Here is a 16,504-nt window from a genome sequence, read left to right as displayed (position 1 = left end):
CGTATTTATATATAGCATGAGATATAGTGATAGTACTTAATTTTTAAATGTCATAATAAGACACATTCATCAAGTGAAATAGGCGTCTTGTGTAAAAAAATATTGTATTGTGAAAGTTATAATTAAACTAGGCATCTCTAAACAAATTAATCTATGACGCTCAGAAAGATATCCGGCCAAAAAGTGCCTTTTCTCCGATGCATTCCGCATTTCCATGTTGAATATTATTTGACTCACTTACTTATTCGTTTTTAACAGAAAAGAACCGCTTTATGATTGAGTGCTATGTTATTGGAGAAATCTCCACTGTGGAATTGTTATGCGATTACATTGACAGTTATCCACTTACGAAATTAAAGGGATTTACGTTTAACGCTCCTGAAAGTTTCAGCCCGATATTTTCAATTAAACCTGAAATGATTTTTCTGGACGATGCCTTGCTTAAAAGCTATGAACCCTGGCTTGCACGCATCAGGCAGTTTGCATCAATTATTATTGTGTCAAATAGCGCTTTAAAGGCTTTCGATGCTTTCGAAAACTATGCTCTAGATTACTTGCTAAAACCTTTGCCCTATGAAAGATTCATCATGAGTATCAATAAGTACAATCACCTGGCTGAACTTGCAAGAGGTATGAAATTACCTTTACGGCATAAGATAAAGGATTCGTTTTTTATCAAAGCCGATTCAAAAGGTCTTAAGGAAATCCGTATCAAGTGCGATAAGCTTCTATACATTGAAGCACTCCAGAACTATGTTATCCTGCACATGGAAGAAGGAATCAGTTATACCTGCTATAATACCATGAAAGAGATGGAAGACAGCTTACCTGAATCGGAATTCAGCAGGGTTCATAAGTCCTTTATCATAAACGATGATAAAATTGTTTCCATAGAAGGCAACACAATCACACTCCATGGAATGGATAAAGCCAGAATAATTATTGGAAATGCTTACAAGAAAGCGTTTTTAGAAAAAAAAAATAGAAGCATGATTAAAAAGGACAAACAAACCATACAGCTGTTACGACCACCAAAGATTGCGCTGTCTTTAAGTTTCTTTTGCCTTGTTATACTGGCAGCTATAGAAAAAGGAATACTGGAAACCTGCATAGGCATATAGCATTATGAAAATCAATATTTTAGCTGCATTATTTCTGCTTTTAGCTTTAACCGGATGTAAAGAATTTTTTGAACCCTCCCTGGAGGGCAGAAGAATTTCACTGCTTGCCCCGGCGGATAAGCTGGAAAGCAACGTCTATAAGCAGAGTTTTTGGTGGGAAGGAAATGAAGATGCGTTTGCTTACCGTCTGCAGGTTGTCTCCGGCCGTTTCGATAGTGTGGCGGCACTGGTGCTTGATACACTCATCTATACAGATAAGTTCAGCTACACTTTAGAACCGGGGAAATACCAATGGCGTGTTCGGGGGGAAAACGGTAGCAGCCATACCGACTATTTTCTAAGAAGTTTGATAATTAACCCATCCAGCTTAAACGGGCAAAGCCTCCAGCTAACAGCGCCCGGAAATACTTTTGTGAGCTCGGATGCCACAATTCGTTATGAGTGGCTTAAACTCTTTGGTGCTTCCCGCTACCGCCTGCAGATAGATACCAATGGTTTCACTGATTCAACAAAACTGGTGCTGAATACATTGACAGAGCAATTGAGTTTCACCAACACGTTGAAAAAGCAAGGTCAATATGAATTCAGGGCAAGGGCTGAAAATGATAGCCAGTTGTCCAAATGGTCGGAAGTACGCCACCTGATTTTTGACAACAACCCACCTGATAAAGTCATATTGACTGTTCCTGCAAATAAGCAATTTGTAGCAAAGCCGGTTAAATTGCAATGGAATGCACTTACGGACGCCGAAAAATATGAAGTTTCGGTATTTAAAAGTGATTCGCTCACCCTTTTTGCAGGATATCCATTGCTTAGCATGAGCACCAGCTCAAATTTCGATGCAGGCGATGCAAATGAGCGTATCGTGTGGCGGGTTAGGGCCATAGATAAGGCGGGCAACAAAGGCGCTTTTAGCAGTTTTTTCTCTTTTACCCTCCAGTAAAATGAAAAATAAGAAAATGATCTATCTATTAATTGTCTGTGTGGCAGGCGTATGGGGAATTATTTTTTCTAAAATATATTCCGGGCTTAATACGGAAGAAGATTTTCCGGTTCTCACTGGTAAAAATAAGAAGGTGGATTATTTTAACCTGACCGATCACATCAGCGATACTTTTGATAGGGCAACTCCTTATCGGGATCCTTTTTCGGTTGAGGAGGCAATTCCCGAGGAGAAGGTTAGCCAGGAAATCAGGGCCTATTCAGGTATCGTTCCAGCTATGCCGGTAAGCATAAAACCTGCTGTGAACTGGTCATTAATAAAGTATTCAGGATATATCAATAATCCAATGAGTAAGCAAAAGGTAGCCATCATGTACATCAATGGAAAAGAGGCCATGCTCTCTGAAGGACAAAGTGCCGAAGGGCTTAAGCTTATCCGTTTTGCAGGAGATTCCGTAAAGGTCAGCTATCAGCAGGCCACTAAATATATTTTAATAAAATAGCCATGTTGAAGTGTTTGGTTTTAGGTTTTTTCTGCCTTGCTGCGGGCACAATTAAGGCGCAGTCGGCAAAAGATTTTTTTGATACAGGTGATTATCGGCACACCGTAAATTATCCTGATCATAAGGTTACTTTTTTCACACTTCCGTCTGAAAAATTTATAGGTAGCATGCTGTTGGACAGAAAATATTATTGGTACAGCAATAACCACATCAATACCACCCAGGGTGGCTTTAGCGGAAAATTACTGCATGGATTATACAGCGATTTCTATGAAGGGAAAGGATTAAAAGAGCAGGGAATTTTTAAGCAAGGTCTAAAGCAGGGGAACTGGAAAGCCTGGACAGATAAAGGTACCTTGATCAGTTCAATGGAGTACCTATCGGGGCAATTGAACGGAAAATATTATAAATATGATTTAGATGGTAAAATAGCAGAACAGGGCAATTATAAGGAGGGAAAACTTAACGGTAAGCTCATAACTTACCTCGGCGCAGATAGCACAACGGTACAGTATTACAGGCACAATGTTTTGCAAGCCTCCAAAAACAAAAGAGAGCATATACTGCTAAGGAAATTCTTCGGCTCGAAAAAAGATAAAACGGCAGGCCAAACGGAAAAAAGGAAAGTTAAAACCTCAAATTAATTATTTATGAAGCGGACTAAATTCTCTCTAGTTCTAATTTTTGCAGCCGTGTATAGCGCATCTGCCCAGACCAATACTTTTCCGGCTTCGGGAAATGTAGGGCTAGGAACCAATGCGCCAACGGTTCGGTTGCAAGTTCAAAAGGAATCTTCCGCGCCGGCAATTGTGATTGGGGGTGGCTTTTCGGGATCACCCAGACTACAGGTGTACGGGCTTAGCGAAGACCCTAATGGATGGGCCGGTTTGGGTATGGATATGGGCGGCTACTCCTATGAGCATACAATTTATTTTCCAACGGGACCATCTTCTTATGCCGGAAGGCTAAGTATTGGTAATTATAACGGGAGTCAATACCAATCACGGTTAACTGTTCTGGCTAATGGGAATGTCGGTATCGGGACAACCAATCCTTTAGACCCATTAGATGTTAAAAATATTTTCCGGATTTCGGGATTCAATCGCAACTGGAGAATTATGTCGCACATAGCGGATGGCAATTTATATTTCCGCGATGAAACTGGAATTAATATGGTTATGACCTTGGCTGCCGGGGGGAATGTGGGCATAGGAACAACGGCGCCTACTGAAAGACTCTCCGTAAAAGGTAAAATCCGTGCGCAAGAGGTTAAGGTAGAAACCGCGAACTGGCCTGACTATGTCTTTGACCAGGATTACAAGATTTTAGGATTAGATGAACTGGATGCTTATATCAAACTGTATAAACATTTGCCTGATATGCCTTCGGCGAAAGAGGTTGAATCTAATGGTATCGCACTGGGCGAGATGAATAAACAATTGCTTAAAAAAGTAGAGGAACTTACATTGCATTTGATAGATAAGGATAAATTACTAAAAGCTGAGTCAGCTATGAATATTCAAAATCAGAAAAGAATTGGGAAGACCGAAAAGCAATTAGCTGAATTAAAAGAAATGGTAATCAACCAGTTAATGAAAAAGTAAAAATGAAACAAACTATTTTAATCTCACTCGTAATGTTATTGGGTTATGCTGCAAGTGCACAAAATACATTCCCTGCAACGGGTAATGTAGGTATTGGAACTACGGGTCCTAATTCACTTCTACAGATTAATGTTGCCGAAGACAGTAAACCCGGGAATGTCGTTTCACCTAGCCAGTCTGTATTTAGGATGAGCAGAAGCGGGACAGCTAATTATTCTTATCCGGAGGCAGCTGAATTCCGTATTGGTCATGGTGGCCCGAGCGTATGGGGTTCTAAACTAGAGTTATATGTAAACGGGGCGAGCAATCAAACAAACATTCCAGACCGGCATGCCATGACTTGGCTATATAATGGTAACGTTGGTGTTGGCACTGTTTCGCCACTTAATGGGCTGCATATTTTTAGTTTAAATAATCCGGCAGGTGGATCACTTAGATTAGGGCATAGCGGTGCGGAAGCTGCTGTTCTTTCTTTTGGCTGGAATGGTGTTAATGAAGATGCATTTAAAATTACAAAATATCCCTATAATTCAGATGCTAATCCGACCGATCTTTTCGTGATCAATTCTTCAAACGGTAATGTAGGTGTTGGTACCAATATACCTACTGAAAAACTCTCGGTAAACGGAAAAATCCGTGCGCATGAAATTAAAGTAGAAATGGCCAACTGGCCGGATTATGTCTTTGACCAGGATTATAAGATTTTAGGATTAGATGAACTGGATGCTTATATCAAAGCGAATAAACATTTGCCAGAAATGCCTTCGGCGAAAGAAACTGAAAGTAATGGCATCGCGTTGGGCGAGATGATTAAGCTTCAACAGAAAAAACTGGAAGAATTAACCTTATATATTATTGAACAACACAAATTATTGGCGGAGAGCCAGGCTGCACTAAAGCGACAGCAACTTGAAATTAACGGACTTAAGCGGAGAATTCAATAAATAATATGAAAATAATAACATTTTCACTCTTAGCAGTTGCGTTTGCTTTAACAGCAAAGGGGCAAGATATCTTGACAGGATTAAATGATCCAATTTTGGGCGTTCGCATTAAAGCGAATTTTCCCAACGGAAATGGCCTTTGGGCCAGGGGTTATTATATAGTTAATCAGGATAATAGTTCTAACTTCCTGGGGTTAGGTGTAATGGGTACGATAAACAATGGTATATCAACGATGGATTACGGCTGGATTGGCCAGGATTATCATAAAGTTTTTATGTCCTTTTTGTCTAATGGTAATGTGGGCATCGGTATCACAACACCCGCAGAAAAACTCTCCGTAAATGGCAAAATCCGTGCGCATGAGGTCAAAGTTGAGATGACCAACTGGCCTGATTATGTCTTTGACCAGGATTATAAGATTTTAGGATTGCAGGAACTGGATGCTTATATCAAAGTAAATAAACATTTGCCTGATATGCCTTCAACGAAGGAGGCGGAAGCGAATGGTATAGCACTGGGCGAGATGAATAAGTTGTTGCTTAAGAAAGTAGAGGAGCTTACACTGCATTTGATAGAAAAGGATAAAGCCTTGAAAAAAAGCATAAAGAAAGCAGAGCAACTGGAATCTAACATAAATACTGTATTTAAAAGACTATCCATTATTGAAAAGAAACTAACTAAAAGATGAAAAAAAGATTTTTAATGTTCTTAGTTATTTTTCCAGCTTTAAGCTATGGGCAGACTCAAACTAGAAATGATGCAGGTATTCAAGGAAATGCCGGTGCTACTTCAGGTTTTTTTGAGACAAACAGTCCTGTAAACTATCCTGCGGGAGCCTTTTCCTGGTGGCATCTACTGGATGTAAGGCATTCATATCCGGAAAATAATTTCGCAATGCAGTTTGCCGGTAGCTTTTACGATCAGAACTTATATTTCAGGAAAACAGTCAATAGTCCTACCCAGTCATGGTCGAAAGTTCTACTGGAAACTGGTGGAAAGGTTGGTATTGGTACAGATACACCTAATCAAAAACTTACAGTTATGGGTGGTATAGGTTTTGAACACAATTCATCAGATAAAAAATTGTATTCTCCTATTGATGGGACGCTGGAATGGATGACACATGAAGCTGCATACAAACCTGGCTTTGCTATAAGCCACCAGGGGCAACAACGTGTCTACTTGAGCATAAATGGTGACAGTTATCTGAATGGCGGCAAAGTGGGCATAGGCACTACCGCCCCCCAGGAATTATTAGAGTTAAAATCATCAACACCAGTGCAATCTTTCCATATGCCTGGTGTGGCGAGCTATAAATTGGGTATCAATTCAAACGGAAAGTTTAAGATTGCCGGAATGGACAATTCATTCGGAGGACATGCGGGTAGCTTTGAAGGAAGTAACGTGCAGTTGTTGGTAATGGATAGAAATGGAAACGTTTCTATTGGAACCGAGAGTACACCTGAAAAACTCTCCGTAAAAGGCAAAATCCGTGCGCATGAAATTAAGGTAGAAATGGCAAACTGGCCTGATTATGTCTTTGAGCATGATTATAAGATTTTAGGATTGAATGAGCTTGATGCTTATATCAAAGCGAATAAACATTTGCCAGAAATGCCTTCGGCAAAGGAGGCGGAAGCGAATGGTATAGCACTGGGCGAGTTGGTGAAGTTGCAACAGAAAAAGATAGAGGAACTCACGCTGCACTTAATTGAGAAGGATAAACAAATCGTAAAGGAGACTGAAGTCAATGTGCTACAAGGAAATAAAATATCAGCTATGCAGAAGGAATTTTTGCAATTAAAGCAATTGATTCTGAAAACAAAAAAAAAGAAATAATCTGATGAGAAAACAATTATCCATTTATCTAGTGATTTCATTTTTATTTGTCCATAATATTTACGGACAAGAAACTTTAGAAACCGTTAGCTCGAGGGGGAATGTGGCGTCAAGATCATTACAAATCGGAAGTGGTTATGTGAATGCCAATACAACCAAACTTTTCATTAACAATTCATTGGGAAAAAACTGGGCACTCAGTTCCGGTGCCAACCAGGTCAATGAAAGTGGCTTTCATATCTACAACTGGACAGATAACAATATTTCGCCCTTATTCTCGATATGGGATAACGGATACGTGGGTGTTGGTATCACCCATCCATCAGAAAAGTTCCAGGTAAACGGCAATATAAAATGGGGAGGGGTTAACAATTATATGTATTCCGGACAGGATTTAACCGGCGTGTATTTTGAACAAATCAGCAATGTAGCCAGTCAGAATAAAATCAGATTTCAGGCTTCTAGAAGTGGTGACGCGGCAAACTACGCCCAATTATTTGTAGACGCCACAAATGGATTTTCTTTCATAACTACTGGTAATGCAAATGGCAATGTAGGCATTGGCACGGCCACGCCGTCAGAAAAACTCTCCGTAAACGGTAAAATCCGTGCTCAGGAAGTTAAAGTGGAAATGGCAAACTGGCCGGATTATGTCTTTGAGCAGGATTATAAGATTTTAGGATTACAGGAATTGGATGCTTATATCAAAGTGAATAAGCATTTGCCAGATATGCCTTCGGCGAAGGAGGCGGAAGCGAATGGAATTCCATTGGGTGAAATGAATAAGTTGCTGCTAAAGAAAGTGGAAGAACTTACGCTGCACTTAATTGAGCAGGATAAACAATTCACAACACAACAGGAAGAATTAAAAGCAATTAAAAGCATACTTCAAAAATTAACAGAAAAAAAATAACGTTGATGAAAAAAATACTATTTGTTCTATGCTTTATATTTCCATGTTTAGCTTTTGCACAAGTGACGACAATCGCTAACGATTACAAAACCATTTTTATAGGAGATAATGGAGTCGGCGATTATGCCAAAAATCTGATTTTACTTCATGAATGTAACGCTTCAGCATTTAATTATGCAGTTGGAACAATTACCGCTTTACGGGGCAAGAATGGCGCGTACAATCGGATTAATGTTGCAAAAATCAGCTCTTCTTCATCGAATTTTTCGACTTCAGCTGCGCTAGCGACAGAAGATGACTTTGGCAGCTGGAAACTCAAAACCTGTACATACAATGGTAAAACCTATCTGGCTTTAGAGGTTCCTTACAGAGCTGCTTTTCACAATGCAGGTTATCAGTTTACAGGCTGGGTGCAATCTACCGGTGAAGCTATGGCTTCTGTGAACTTTAGTGTTAATAATGTACCGGTGAATACATCAGTTTTATCCAACATCCAGGATTTTGAGGCCAATATGACAGAACACCATTTTGTAAACAGTTTTGCAGTGATGGGCAAAGTAGGAATAGGAACATTTAATCCTACCGAAAAACTCTCCGTTAACGGCAAAATCCGTGCGCATGAAATTAAAGTGGAAATGGCGAACTGGCCGGATTATGTCTTTGAGCAGGATTATAAGATTTTAAAGTGAGGGGATTTCCGTTGGCGATATGATAAAACTACAGCAGAAAAAGATTGAAGAGCTTACGCTACACCTGATTGAAAAGGATAAAGCCTTGAAAAAAAGCATAAAGAAAGCAGGGCAACTGGAATCAGATATGAATAGTGTATTTAAGAGACTATTCCTTATTGAAAAGAAACTAACAAAATTATGAGAAAAAAAATTCTAGTACTCTTAATCGCATTTCCGGCTTTAAGTTATGGGCAAACCCAATCGAGAAGCGATGCCGGATTACAGGGGAATGCTGGCGCTACTTCAGGTTTTTTTGAAACAAACAGTCCGGTAAATTATCCTTTTGGTGCCACGGCCTGGTGGCACCTGCTGGATGTAAGGCATTCGAATACCGTCGTTAATTATGCAATGCAATTTTCAGGAAGTTTCTTCGACCAAAACTTATATTTCAGGAAAACAAATAATAGTGCTGCGCAATCCTGGTCGAGGATTTTATTAGAAACAGATGGAAAGGTTGGTGTTAATACCGTTAATCCGACCGGCTCACTTCAGGTAAATGGAAACACCAATGGTGGTCAGCTCGTCATCTCCAGAGATCATTTGGGTGGTGGAGAAGGTCCCGGCATGGTATTTAAAAATGTAATAAATAACAGCGTCCAGGAACAGATTGGGGGAATTGAGGCCAAGTTGCTTAGCGGTGCCGTAGGACAGGTCGCTGGATTCCTTAATTTTTTTACGGTTATCAATTCAACAAAAATTAATGCGATGACACTTTCGGCTGGCGGAAATGTAGGCATCGGCACTGATAACCCAACCGAAAAACTCTCGGTAAACGGTAAAATCCGCGCGCATGAAATTAAAGTAGAAATGGCTAATTGGCCGGATTATGTCTTTGAGCAGGATTATAAGATTTTAGGATTGCAGGAACTGGATGCTTATATAAAAGTGAATAAGCATTTGCCGGATATGCCTTCGGCGAAGGAGGCTGAGTTAAATGGAATTGAGCTGGGTGGAATGAATAAGCTCTCGCTGAAAAAGGTAGAGGAGCTGACGCTGCATTTAATAGAGAAAGATACTCAAATAAAAAAAGTGCTGCAAAGATTGGAAGCGCTTGAGGCAGGAAAGAAATAAGATCGCCCCCACATGTGTTTTTTTAAATTGAATTATTAATAAGTCTTTGGGTAGGGCAGTCAGGATGGTTTAAAGATAGGAAATTAAGATGCTCAGTCGGCTTTAAGCAGGGTTCGAACGAACGAAGGATAAATATTATAAATATGAAAAAAATTTTCATCATGCTGCTTTTATCGAAAGCATGTACTCTCTTTGCCCAGGATTCTAATATCCTTATTGGGCTGGATAACCCAGCTCATGGCATAACTTCAAAGATCAATATTCCAGGATACACGGGAGGCTACTCCAGGGGCTATTCCTTTACCAATGAAGACCTTTCGATCCCGTTTATAAGTTTTGGCGTATCGGGGTCGGTGCTTAATGGTAAAAGTACGATGAATTACGGCTTTATAGGCAGCAGCCTCGGCAACCCATTTATGTCTTTCTCTCCAAACGGCAACATCGGAATTGGAACAACAACCAATCCTTACAAGCTCAACATCAACGGACCGGCGATGGTTAACGGCGCTATAATCAGTTCGGTTAACAACGCAATAGGTGGGGTTCTGGAGTTGAAAAATCCTTTCAAAACAGCAAATACAGCGTCGAGCACCTGGAGGGTGTATAACATGGGTGGCAACTACGGGAACAGCCTCCAGTTCTGGGCTTATAGCGACCTAAGTTGTGAGAATGGGGGACTTTGTGCCAACCGGTTTACTTTAATGGACAATGGTAATGTAGGTATTGGTTCATTTAACCCAACCGGAGCATTGGAAATTATGAGATTGTCTAGCTATGGGGATGAAAAAGGAGCCCTGAAAATCAAAAGCACAGCGGCAGACCAGTTCGTTTATTTCAGTTACCTGGATGCATTTAATTCCGGGTCTATACAGGCTATTAAACCCGGTGTAGGTGCACAAAATCTATTGTTAAATGCTCAGGGAGGAAATATCGGCATTGGAACAACTAATCCCACTGAAAAGCTTGCCGTGAACGGAAATGTTAGAGCTAAAGAAATAAAAGTAGAAACCGTGAACTGGCCTGATTATGTCTTTGACCAGGATTATAAGATTTTAGGATTACAGGAGCTGGATGCTTATATCAGAGTAAATAAACATTTGCCGGATATGCCTTCGGCGAAGGAAGCTGAGTTAAATGGAATTGAACTGGGTGAAATGAATAAGCTCTTGCTAAAAAAGGTAGAGGAGCTGACGCTGCATTTGATAGAAAAAGATAAGGCCCTGGTTGAAACCCAAAAAAAAGTGATTCAATTGACAGAAGCACAACAAAAATCTGCTTTGATAGAGACGATCATATTTAAACGTCTGGCTGAAGTGGAGAAAGCATTAAAGCGTTAAACCTCATTACGGCTAATTATTTGAAAGGCAAAAAGTAATGTAATCAAAAGTATATGAAAAACAAATTTTTAATCTTATCAGGATTGTTCTTTCCAATTTTCATTCAGGCTCAAACCAATACTTTTCCTGCCAATGGAAACGTAGGGATAGGGACGCAGAGTCCATTAGCCTCCCTGGACGTTCGCGATGGACATATCCTGGTAAAGAATTTAGCTAATGAGACTAATGAATCCGTTACAATGATAGATCACTCATTAGGTTTTGGCCCATATAAAAACTTCGGTACTTCTTTGAGGACCTTTACTGAAAATGCTGGCAGTAATAGCTATGCATTACAATTTTTTACCCAAGGTTCTCACATAACAGGACAAACAGAAAAGTTGAGAATAAGTGGTAATGGTAACCTGGGCATTGGGACCACAAATCCGACAGAAAGGCTACAGGTAAATGGCAATATAAAATGGGGAATAAATAGTAACTACATGTATTCCGGCCACGATGGTATCGGCGTTTATTTTGAGCAAATCAGTAATGTTGCCGATGAGAATAAAATCAGATTTCAGACTTCGAGAAGTGGTGACGCCGCAAACTATGCCCAATTATTCATAGATGCTACAAATGGATTTTCTTTCAGAACTTTAGGCAATGCGAATGGCAATGTTGGAATTGGTACTGGTACACCAACAGAAAAACTCTCCGTTAACGGCAAAATCCGTGCGCATGAAATTAAAGTGGAAATGGCGAACTGGCCGGATTATGTCTTTGAGCAGGATTATAAGATTTTTTGCCGGATATGCCTTCGGCTAAAGATGCTGAAGCCAATGGTATTGAACTGGGTGATGTGGTTAAAAAGTTACTTAAGAACCAGGAAGAGCTTACGCTTCATTTAATTGAAAAAGATAAGGCACTGAGATCGGAATCAGCAATGAATATTGAAAATCAAAAAAAAATTGAGAAGACCGAAAAGGAGTTGGCTGTATTAAAGAAAATGGTAAAACAGTTAATTAAAAAATAGAAATGAAACAAACTATTTTAATATCACTCGTAACATTATTGGGTTATTCTGCAAATGCACAAAATGCATTTCCGGCATCGGGTAATGTAGGTATTGGCACCGATGTGCCTAACCAAAAACTCACTGTGAAAGGAGGAATCGGATTTGAATATAACTCACAAGATAAAAAACTATATGCTCCTATAGATGGTGTATTAGAATGGATGACCCATGATGGCGCTGGGCAGCATGGTTTCGCCGTAAGCCATCAAGGGTTTAATAGGGTTTTTTTGAATACAAATGGAATGAGTTTTTTTACAGGAGGAAATGTGGGAATTGGTACTGAAATACCAGACCAAAAGCTTACTGTAAAAGGGGGAATTGGATTTGAACATAACTCACAAGATAAAAAACTTTATTCTTCTGTAGATGGTGTTTTGGAATGGATGACAAATGATGGAGCCATTCAACATGGTTTCGCGGTTAGTCATAGCGGGCAGCAACGCATTTTTCTAAACACGAATGGCGCCAGTTTTTTTAATGGAGGAAATGTTGGAATTGGTACTAATACACCAGCAGAAAAACTCTCGGTAAACGGTAAGATCCGCGCACATGAAATTAAAGTGGAAGCGGCTAACTGGCCGGATTATGTCTTCGGCCAGGATTATAAGATTTTAGGATTGAATGAACTGGATGCTTATATCAAAATAAATAAACATTTGCCGGATATGCCATCATCAAAGGAAGCTGAAGCTAATGGTATTGAACTGGGTGAGATGAATAAGCTGCTTCTGAAAAAAATTGAAGAATTAACCCTCTATTTAATTGTCCAGAGCAAGGAAATCGAAGCACTGAAAGCAAAAATAAATAAACCCTAACCTATAATGCTGAAAGCAGGAGCCTTGTATTTTTCTATTGTTATGGCATTTTTTATCGCGGTACTATCTGCCTCATTAATCATGCTTGCGGCGCATTACCGAAGTGCTTACTTAAAGGAACTCCGCTTTAACCGTTTGCTGCTCAATTTAGATTCGGGTATTAGCCTTGTGCTTTTCGGGGATGATTTTTCCGGTAGAAAACTTTTTGACCTGTTTGAAGAAAATGCAGATAGCGTGGCATTGGAAAAAGCAAACTGGGGAATTTATGACTATTCGCTTGTGAAATCTTTTATTTCAGGAGATACCTTAAAAAGGGCTTTTCTCATTGGTAAATCTGATGAGTCTGAATTGACTTCAGTTTACCTGAGTGATGAAGACCGCCCACTTTCCGTGAGTGGCGATACCAGGATTACAGGAGACGCAGTTTTGCCCAAATCAGGGGTTAAGCAATCTTATGTAGAAGGAAGACCTTATTCAGGAACTAAACTGGTATATGGCGCTATAAAGGAAAGTAAAAGAACTTTGCCGGCACTGGATGAGCCAATGTTAAAAAGGCTTTCTTCAGGCTTAGACAAAGAGCTGCAAGGCATGCCCTGGCTGGGGCGGGAAGACGTCTCCGGCTCTTTTTTTGATTCCGTTAAAGTGTACAGGCTAAAACCAGGTGCGGTTATTAGACAGTCGCTTTCAGGAAATGTCGCCCTTTATTCGGACACCACCTTGGTTATTAGCGCGGAGGCTAATTTGGACGGCATACAGGTTTATGCCCCTTTTATCAGGGTCGATGATGGCTTCAAGGGTGCTTGCCAGCTTTTTGCCAGGGATTCTATTGTTGTTGGCAAGGGTACTACATTTAATTACCCATCCTGCTTAGGCGTGATTCGGACCCAAAGTTCGGGCGATGAAGTAAAAATAAGCTGCGGCGACCGATTGGATTTTAATGGTGTACTATTCAGCTATGAGGCCAAGCGTTCGGGACTGCAAACCACTATATCATTAGGAAAGGATACCAGGGTTAACGGTGAAATATATGCCACAGGCCTTGTTAAAATGGAAAAAGGGCTGAAAGTAAATGGAAAAATAGCCTGCAACCGCTTTTTAATGCAAACCCCGCAAACTTTGTACGAAAACTTTTTGGTGGATGTAGATTTTAACCGAAAAGCCAGGAGTAAATATTACCTCTCCTCCGGGATTTTTAAAGAAAACGCCGGAAAAAATAAAATATTAAAATGGCTGAATTAAAGAAAGGCAAGCTGGAAGCTTCAACGCTCATAGAGGTACTTATCGCCATGGTTATCATTATGGTGCTATTTGCTTTAGCCATCGGCCTTTTCAATAATGTGCTTTCGGGCGGTGTATCTCTTAAAAAGCTAAGTGTGCAAAATGAATTAAATGTACTGGCAAAGGAGGTGGAAGCGAAGGGCTACATAGAAAAAGAAGTATTGTTGGTAGACAGTGTAATTTATAATTTTTCCCGGCAGGAAACTGCTCATCCAGGCCTATCCAGGCTTGAAATAAAAGCCTTCCGCCGGGCAGAATTATTAGGCAGCCTAAAAATATTGTACCGCGAAAAAGAAAATGAGGAAAAAAATTAAGGCCTATACCCTGATGGAAGTAACGATAGCGATGCTGCTTTCCGCAATTTGCATCTCCATTTGCTATTCAGCCTATGGGATCATCGGCAGCTATTACCGTACTTTCCAGCTTAAAAATGAAACCGCAGATGCAGCCTTATCCTTAAGGCACGTATTGGAAAAGGATTTTTTAAAAAGTAAGCTCGTGCTTTCTACGGATTCTGGATTAATGATGCAGCAGGACAGCAGTACCATTCTATATACTTTTCGTGAAAAAGCCATCTTGCGGGAACTGCCCGAATTACACACCGACACTTTCAAGATAAGCTATTCGGGGCTGCAGTTCTTTTTCGAAGGCGAAATCCTGGAACAAAAAGATACGGTTGACAGAATGGACTTGGAAATTCTTTTAGATAAAGCAGCCGTTGCTAAGATTCGCGTAGAAAAAAAATACAGTGCAGAAAACCTTTTTCATTAAATTATGGCCTCCGTAGACATTTCAAACTTCAATAAGAAAAAGACGGTTCCTGAAACAGTGGCCGGGCCGGGGCTGTTCGATATGCTGAATAGGGATGTTTCCTTCGGTGACGGGCAGTTACCGGATAAAAAAAAGGAAGCCTTTTACAATGAGCTTGGCACTTTAATACGCTCCGGTATAGATATTAAAACGTCTTTAGAGCTTACTTCGAGTTCTTACACCAAAGCCAAAGACATCGCGCTTTTCGCTGCTATTCAAAAAGAAGTCGTCGCCGGGAAATCATTTTCGGAAACGCTGGAGAAAAATGATAAGTTCAGCCGTTATGAATTTTATAGTGTCCGAATCGGGGAAGAAACAGGCAGGTTAGGCGAGGTGCTCGAAGAGCTTGCAAAATATTTTAAAAGCAAAATTAGCCAGCGAAGGAAGATTGTCGGCGCCATTACCTATCCGGCGCTGGTTTTAAGTACCTCTTTTGCAGCCATATTTTTTATGATAAAGTTTGTGGTACCGATGTTTGCCGACGTATTTAAACGTTTCGGCGGTAAACTCCCTTACATTACTTCGCTCATTGTTAGTTTTTCGAACTGGTTCGACCGTTACATTTACCTGCTGCTGTTTATTCTTTTTGGATTGGTTGGCCTTTATTTTTTCTCCCGGAAAGAAGCCTGGTTTAAGAAATATAGTGCCTTGCTCTTATTGCGCATTCCGCTGGTTGGGGATATCGTCAAAAAGATTTACCTGGCCCGGTTCGCAAATACCATGCGCCTGTTAACAGGAACCAATACACCGCTCTTACAAGCGTTAGGCATGGTCAAGCAGATGATTACTTTTTACCCGATAGAGCAATCCCTCATCCGGGCGGAAAAGGATATCCTAACCGGGAGCAGTTTGTCTTCAACGTTGGCTAAAGACGATTTCTATCCACTGAAATTTATACAGATGATAAAAATAGCGGAAGAAGTAAACAAACTGGAATATTTCTTTGAGCAACTTTCCTCACAGTATACCGAAGAGGTGGAATATAAAACCAATGCGATAAGTGGCTTATTAGAGCCATTAATCATCATCTTTTTAGGGCTTGCTGTCGGGCTTATACTGATTGCGATGTACCTGCCAATGTTCCAGATGAGCAATACGATTTGATGGGCTGAGGTTCAGCTATTCCTTCTTTTTTTAATGGAGTAAGTGCGTAGAAAGACGTTGTATCAAATGTAAAATCTAGCAGTTGAGGTCAAATTTATTTCTTTTTCCGTTTCTGATGGCCATCGGATTTAGCGCTGCCTACCGCAAGGAATCTTAAAGCGCTCCGCAATAGCATAAGTATTCCCGATTAACCCGATAAAACGGGTTCGGATGACGACTTTTCCAAATGTGATTAGCCCGTCGAAACCGTGTAAATCTTTTTGATACCGCCCCTTTTTCTTGTTGGAAATCAATTGCTTTTATCGTTTTTTTAAAAAGGCAAATTTCGTTCATCACGCGAAAACGATCGTTCGTCAAGCGATATCGATCGTTCGTCAAATAGATTCTTTAAATACTGGCTTTCCAAATACATTCGAATAAAAGTATAGAAAATA

General features: G+C 40.2%; 18 protein-coding genes. All 18 read left to right on the top strand.

Annotated features, from left to right (window positions below; translation table 11 throughout):
* Positions 1–272: 272 nt before the first annotated feature.
* Positions 273–1,121 carry a LytTR family DNA-binding domain-containing protein gene (locus ASF92_RS05745; RefSeq protein ID WP_056089294.1) on the top strand — a complete coding sequence of 283 codons (849 nt, stop codon included), beginning with the start codon at positions 273–275 and terminating at the stop codon, positions 1,119–1,121.
* A gap of 4 nt (positions 1,122–1,125) precedes the next feature.
* Positions 1,126–2,064, top strand: a complete 939-nt coding sequence (locus ASF92_RS05740) for a hypothetical protein (protein ID WP_056089291.1) — start codon at positions 1,126–1,128, stop codon at positions 2,062–2,064.
* A 1-nt stretch (position 2,065) separates the two neighbouring features.
* The gene (locus ASF92_RS05735) at positions 2,066–2,566 is read left to right on the top strand and encodes a hypothetical protein (RefSeq protein ID WP_056089288.1); all 501 of its coding nucleotides are present in this window, start codon (positions 2,066–2,068) and stop codon (positions 2,564–2,566) included.
* 2 nt (positions 2,567–2,568) lie between these two features.
* A complete protein-coding gene (locus ASF92_RS05730) occupies positions 2,569–3,210 on the top strand; it encodes a toxin-antitoxin system YwqK family antitoxin (RefSeq protein ID WP_056089286.1) in 642 nt (213 codons plus the stop codon).
* 6 nt (positions 3,211–3,216) lie between these two features.
* Positions 3,217–4,170 (top strand): hypothetical protein, encoded by a 954-nt coding sequence (locus ASF92_RS05725; protein WP_157263744.1) that lies wholly within the window; start codon positions 3,217–3,219, stop codon positions 4,168–4,170.
* A 2-nt stretch (positions 4,171–4,172) separates the two neighbouring features.
* Positions 4,173–5,114 carry a hypothetical protein gene (locus tag ASF92_RS05720; protein ID WP_157263742.1) on the top strand — a complete coding sequence of 314 codons (942 nt, stop codon included), beginning with the start codon at positions 4,173–4,175 and terminating at the stop codon, positions 5,112–5,114.
* Positions 5,115–5,119: 5 nt separating this feature from the next.
* A complete protein-coding gene (locus ASF92_RS05715) occupies positions 5,120–5,803 on the top strand; it encodes a hypothetical protein (protein WP_056089278.1) in 684 nt (227 codons plus the stop codon).
* Positions 5,800–6,954: a hypothetical protein gene (locus ASF92_RS05710; protein ID WP_056089276.1), complete on the top strand. Its 1,155-nt coding sequence runs from the start codon at positions 5,800–5,802 to the stop codon at positions 6,952–6,954. The genes ASF92_RS05715 and ASF92_RS05710 overlap by 4 nt, the downstream gene beginning before the upstream one ends.
* Before the next feature lie 4 nt (positions 6,955–6,958).
* Positions 6,959–7,867 carry a hypothetical protein gene (locus tag ASF92_RS05705; RefSeq protein ID WP_056089273.1) on the top strand — a complete coding sequence of 303 codons (909 nt, stop codon included), beginning with the start codon at positions 6,959–6,961 and terminating at the stop codon, positions 7,865–7,867.
* A 5-nt stretch (positions 7,868–7,872) separates the two neighbouring features.
* Positions 7,873–8,556 (top strand): hypothetical protein, encoded by a 684-nt coding sequence (locus tag ASF92_RS21185; protein ID WP_197413242.1) that lies wholly within the window; start codon positions 7,873–7,875, stop codon positions 8,554–8,556.
* Between the two features lie 180 nt (positions 8,557–8,736).
* Positions 8,737–9,669, top strand: coding sequence for a hypothetical protein (locus ASF92_RS05695; RefSeq protein WP_056089267.1), 933 nt, complete (start codon positions 8,737–8,739; stop codon positions 9,667–9,669).
* 143 nt (positions 9,670–9,812) lie between these two features.
* The gene (locus ASF92_RS05690; RefSeq protein ID WP_056089265.1) at positions 9,813–11,006 is read left to right on the top strand and encodes a hypothetical protein; all 1,194 of its coding nucleotides are present in this window, start codon (positions 9,813–9,815) and stop codon (positions 11,004–11,006) included.
* A gap of 53 nt (positions 11,007–11,059) precedes the next feature.
* Entirely contained in the window at positions 11,060–11,896 is an 837-nt protein-coding gene (locus ASF92_RS05685; RefSeq protein ID WP_056089262.1) for a hypothetical protein, read from the top strand.
* Between the two features lie 127 nt (positions 11,897–12,023).
* Positions 12,024–12,878: a hypothetical protein gene (locus ASF92_RS05680; protein ID WP_056089260.1), complete on the top strand. Its 855-nt coding sequence runs from the start codon at positions 12,024–12,026 to the stop codon at positions 12,876–12,878.
* Positions 12,879–12,884: 6 nt separating this feature from the next.
* Positions 12,885–14,117 carry a hypothetical protein gene (locus tag ASF92_RS05675; protein WP_157263740.1) on the top strand — a complete coding sequence of 411 codons (1,233 nt, stop codon included), beginning with the start codon at positions 12,885–12,887 and terminating at the stop codon, positions 14,115–14,117.
* Positions 14,105–14,470 carry a type II secretion system protein gene (locus ASF92_RS05670; RefSeq protein ID WP_056089255.1) on the top strand — a complete coding sequence of 122 codons (366 nt, stop codon included), beginning with the start codon at positions 14,105–14,107 and terminating at the stop codon, positions 14,468–14,470. Before ASF92_RS05675 ends, ASF92_RS05670 begins: the two co-directional genes overlap by 13 nt.
* Positions 14,454–14,927, top strand: a complete 474-nt coding sequence (locus ASF92_RS05665) for a hypothetical protein (RefSeq protein ID WP_056089253.1) — start codon at positions 14,454–14,456, stop codon at positions 14,925–14,927. Before ASF92_RS05670 ends, ASF92_RS05665 begins: the two co-directional genes overlap by 17 nt.
* 3 nt (positions 14,928–14,930) lie before the next feature.
* A complete protein-coding gene (locus tag ASF92_RS05660; protein WP_056089250.1) occupies positions 14,931–16,070 on the top strand; it encodes a type II secretion system F family protein in 1,140 nt (379 codons plus the stop codon).
* Positions 16,071–16,504: the final 434 nt, after the last annotated feature.

The sequence above is a fragment of the Pedobacter sp. Leaf176 genome, assembly GCF_001424305.1.
In the GTDB taxonomy this organism is placed as follows: domain Bacteria; phylum Bacteroidota; class Bacteroidia; order Sphingobacteriales; family Sphingobacteriaceae; genus Pedobacter.
The sequence above is the reverse complement of the archived record's forward strand: the minus strand, read 5'-3'. Positions and strand labels throughout refer to the sequence as shown.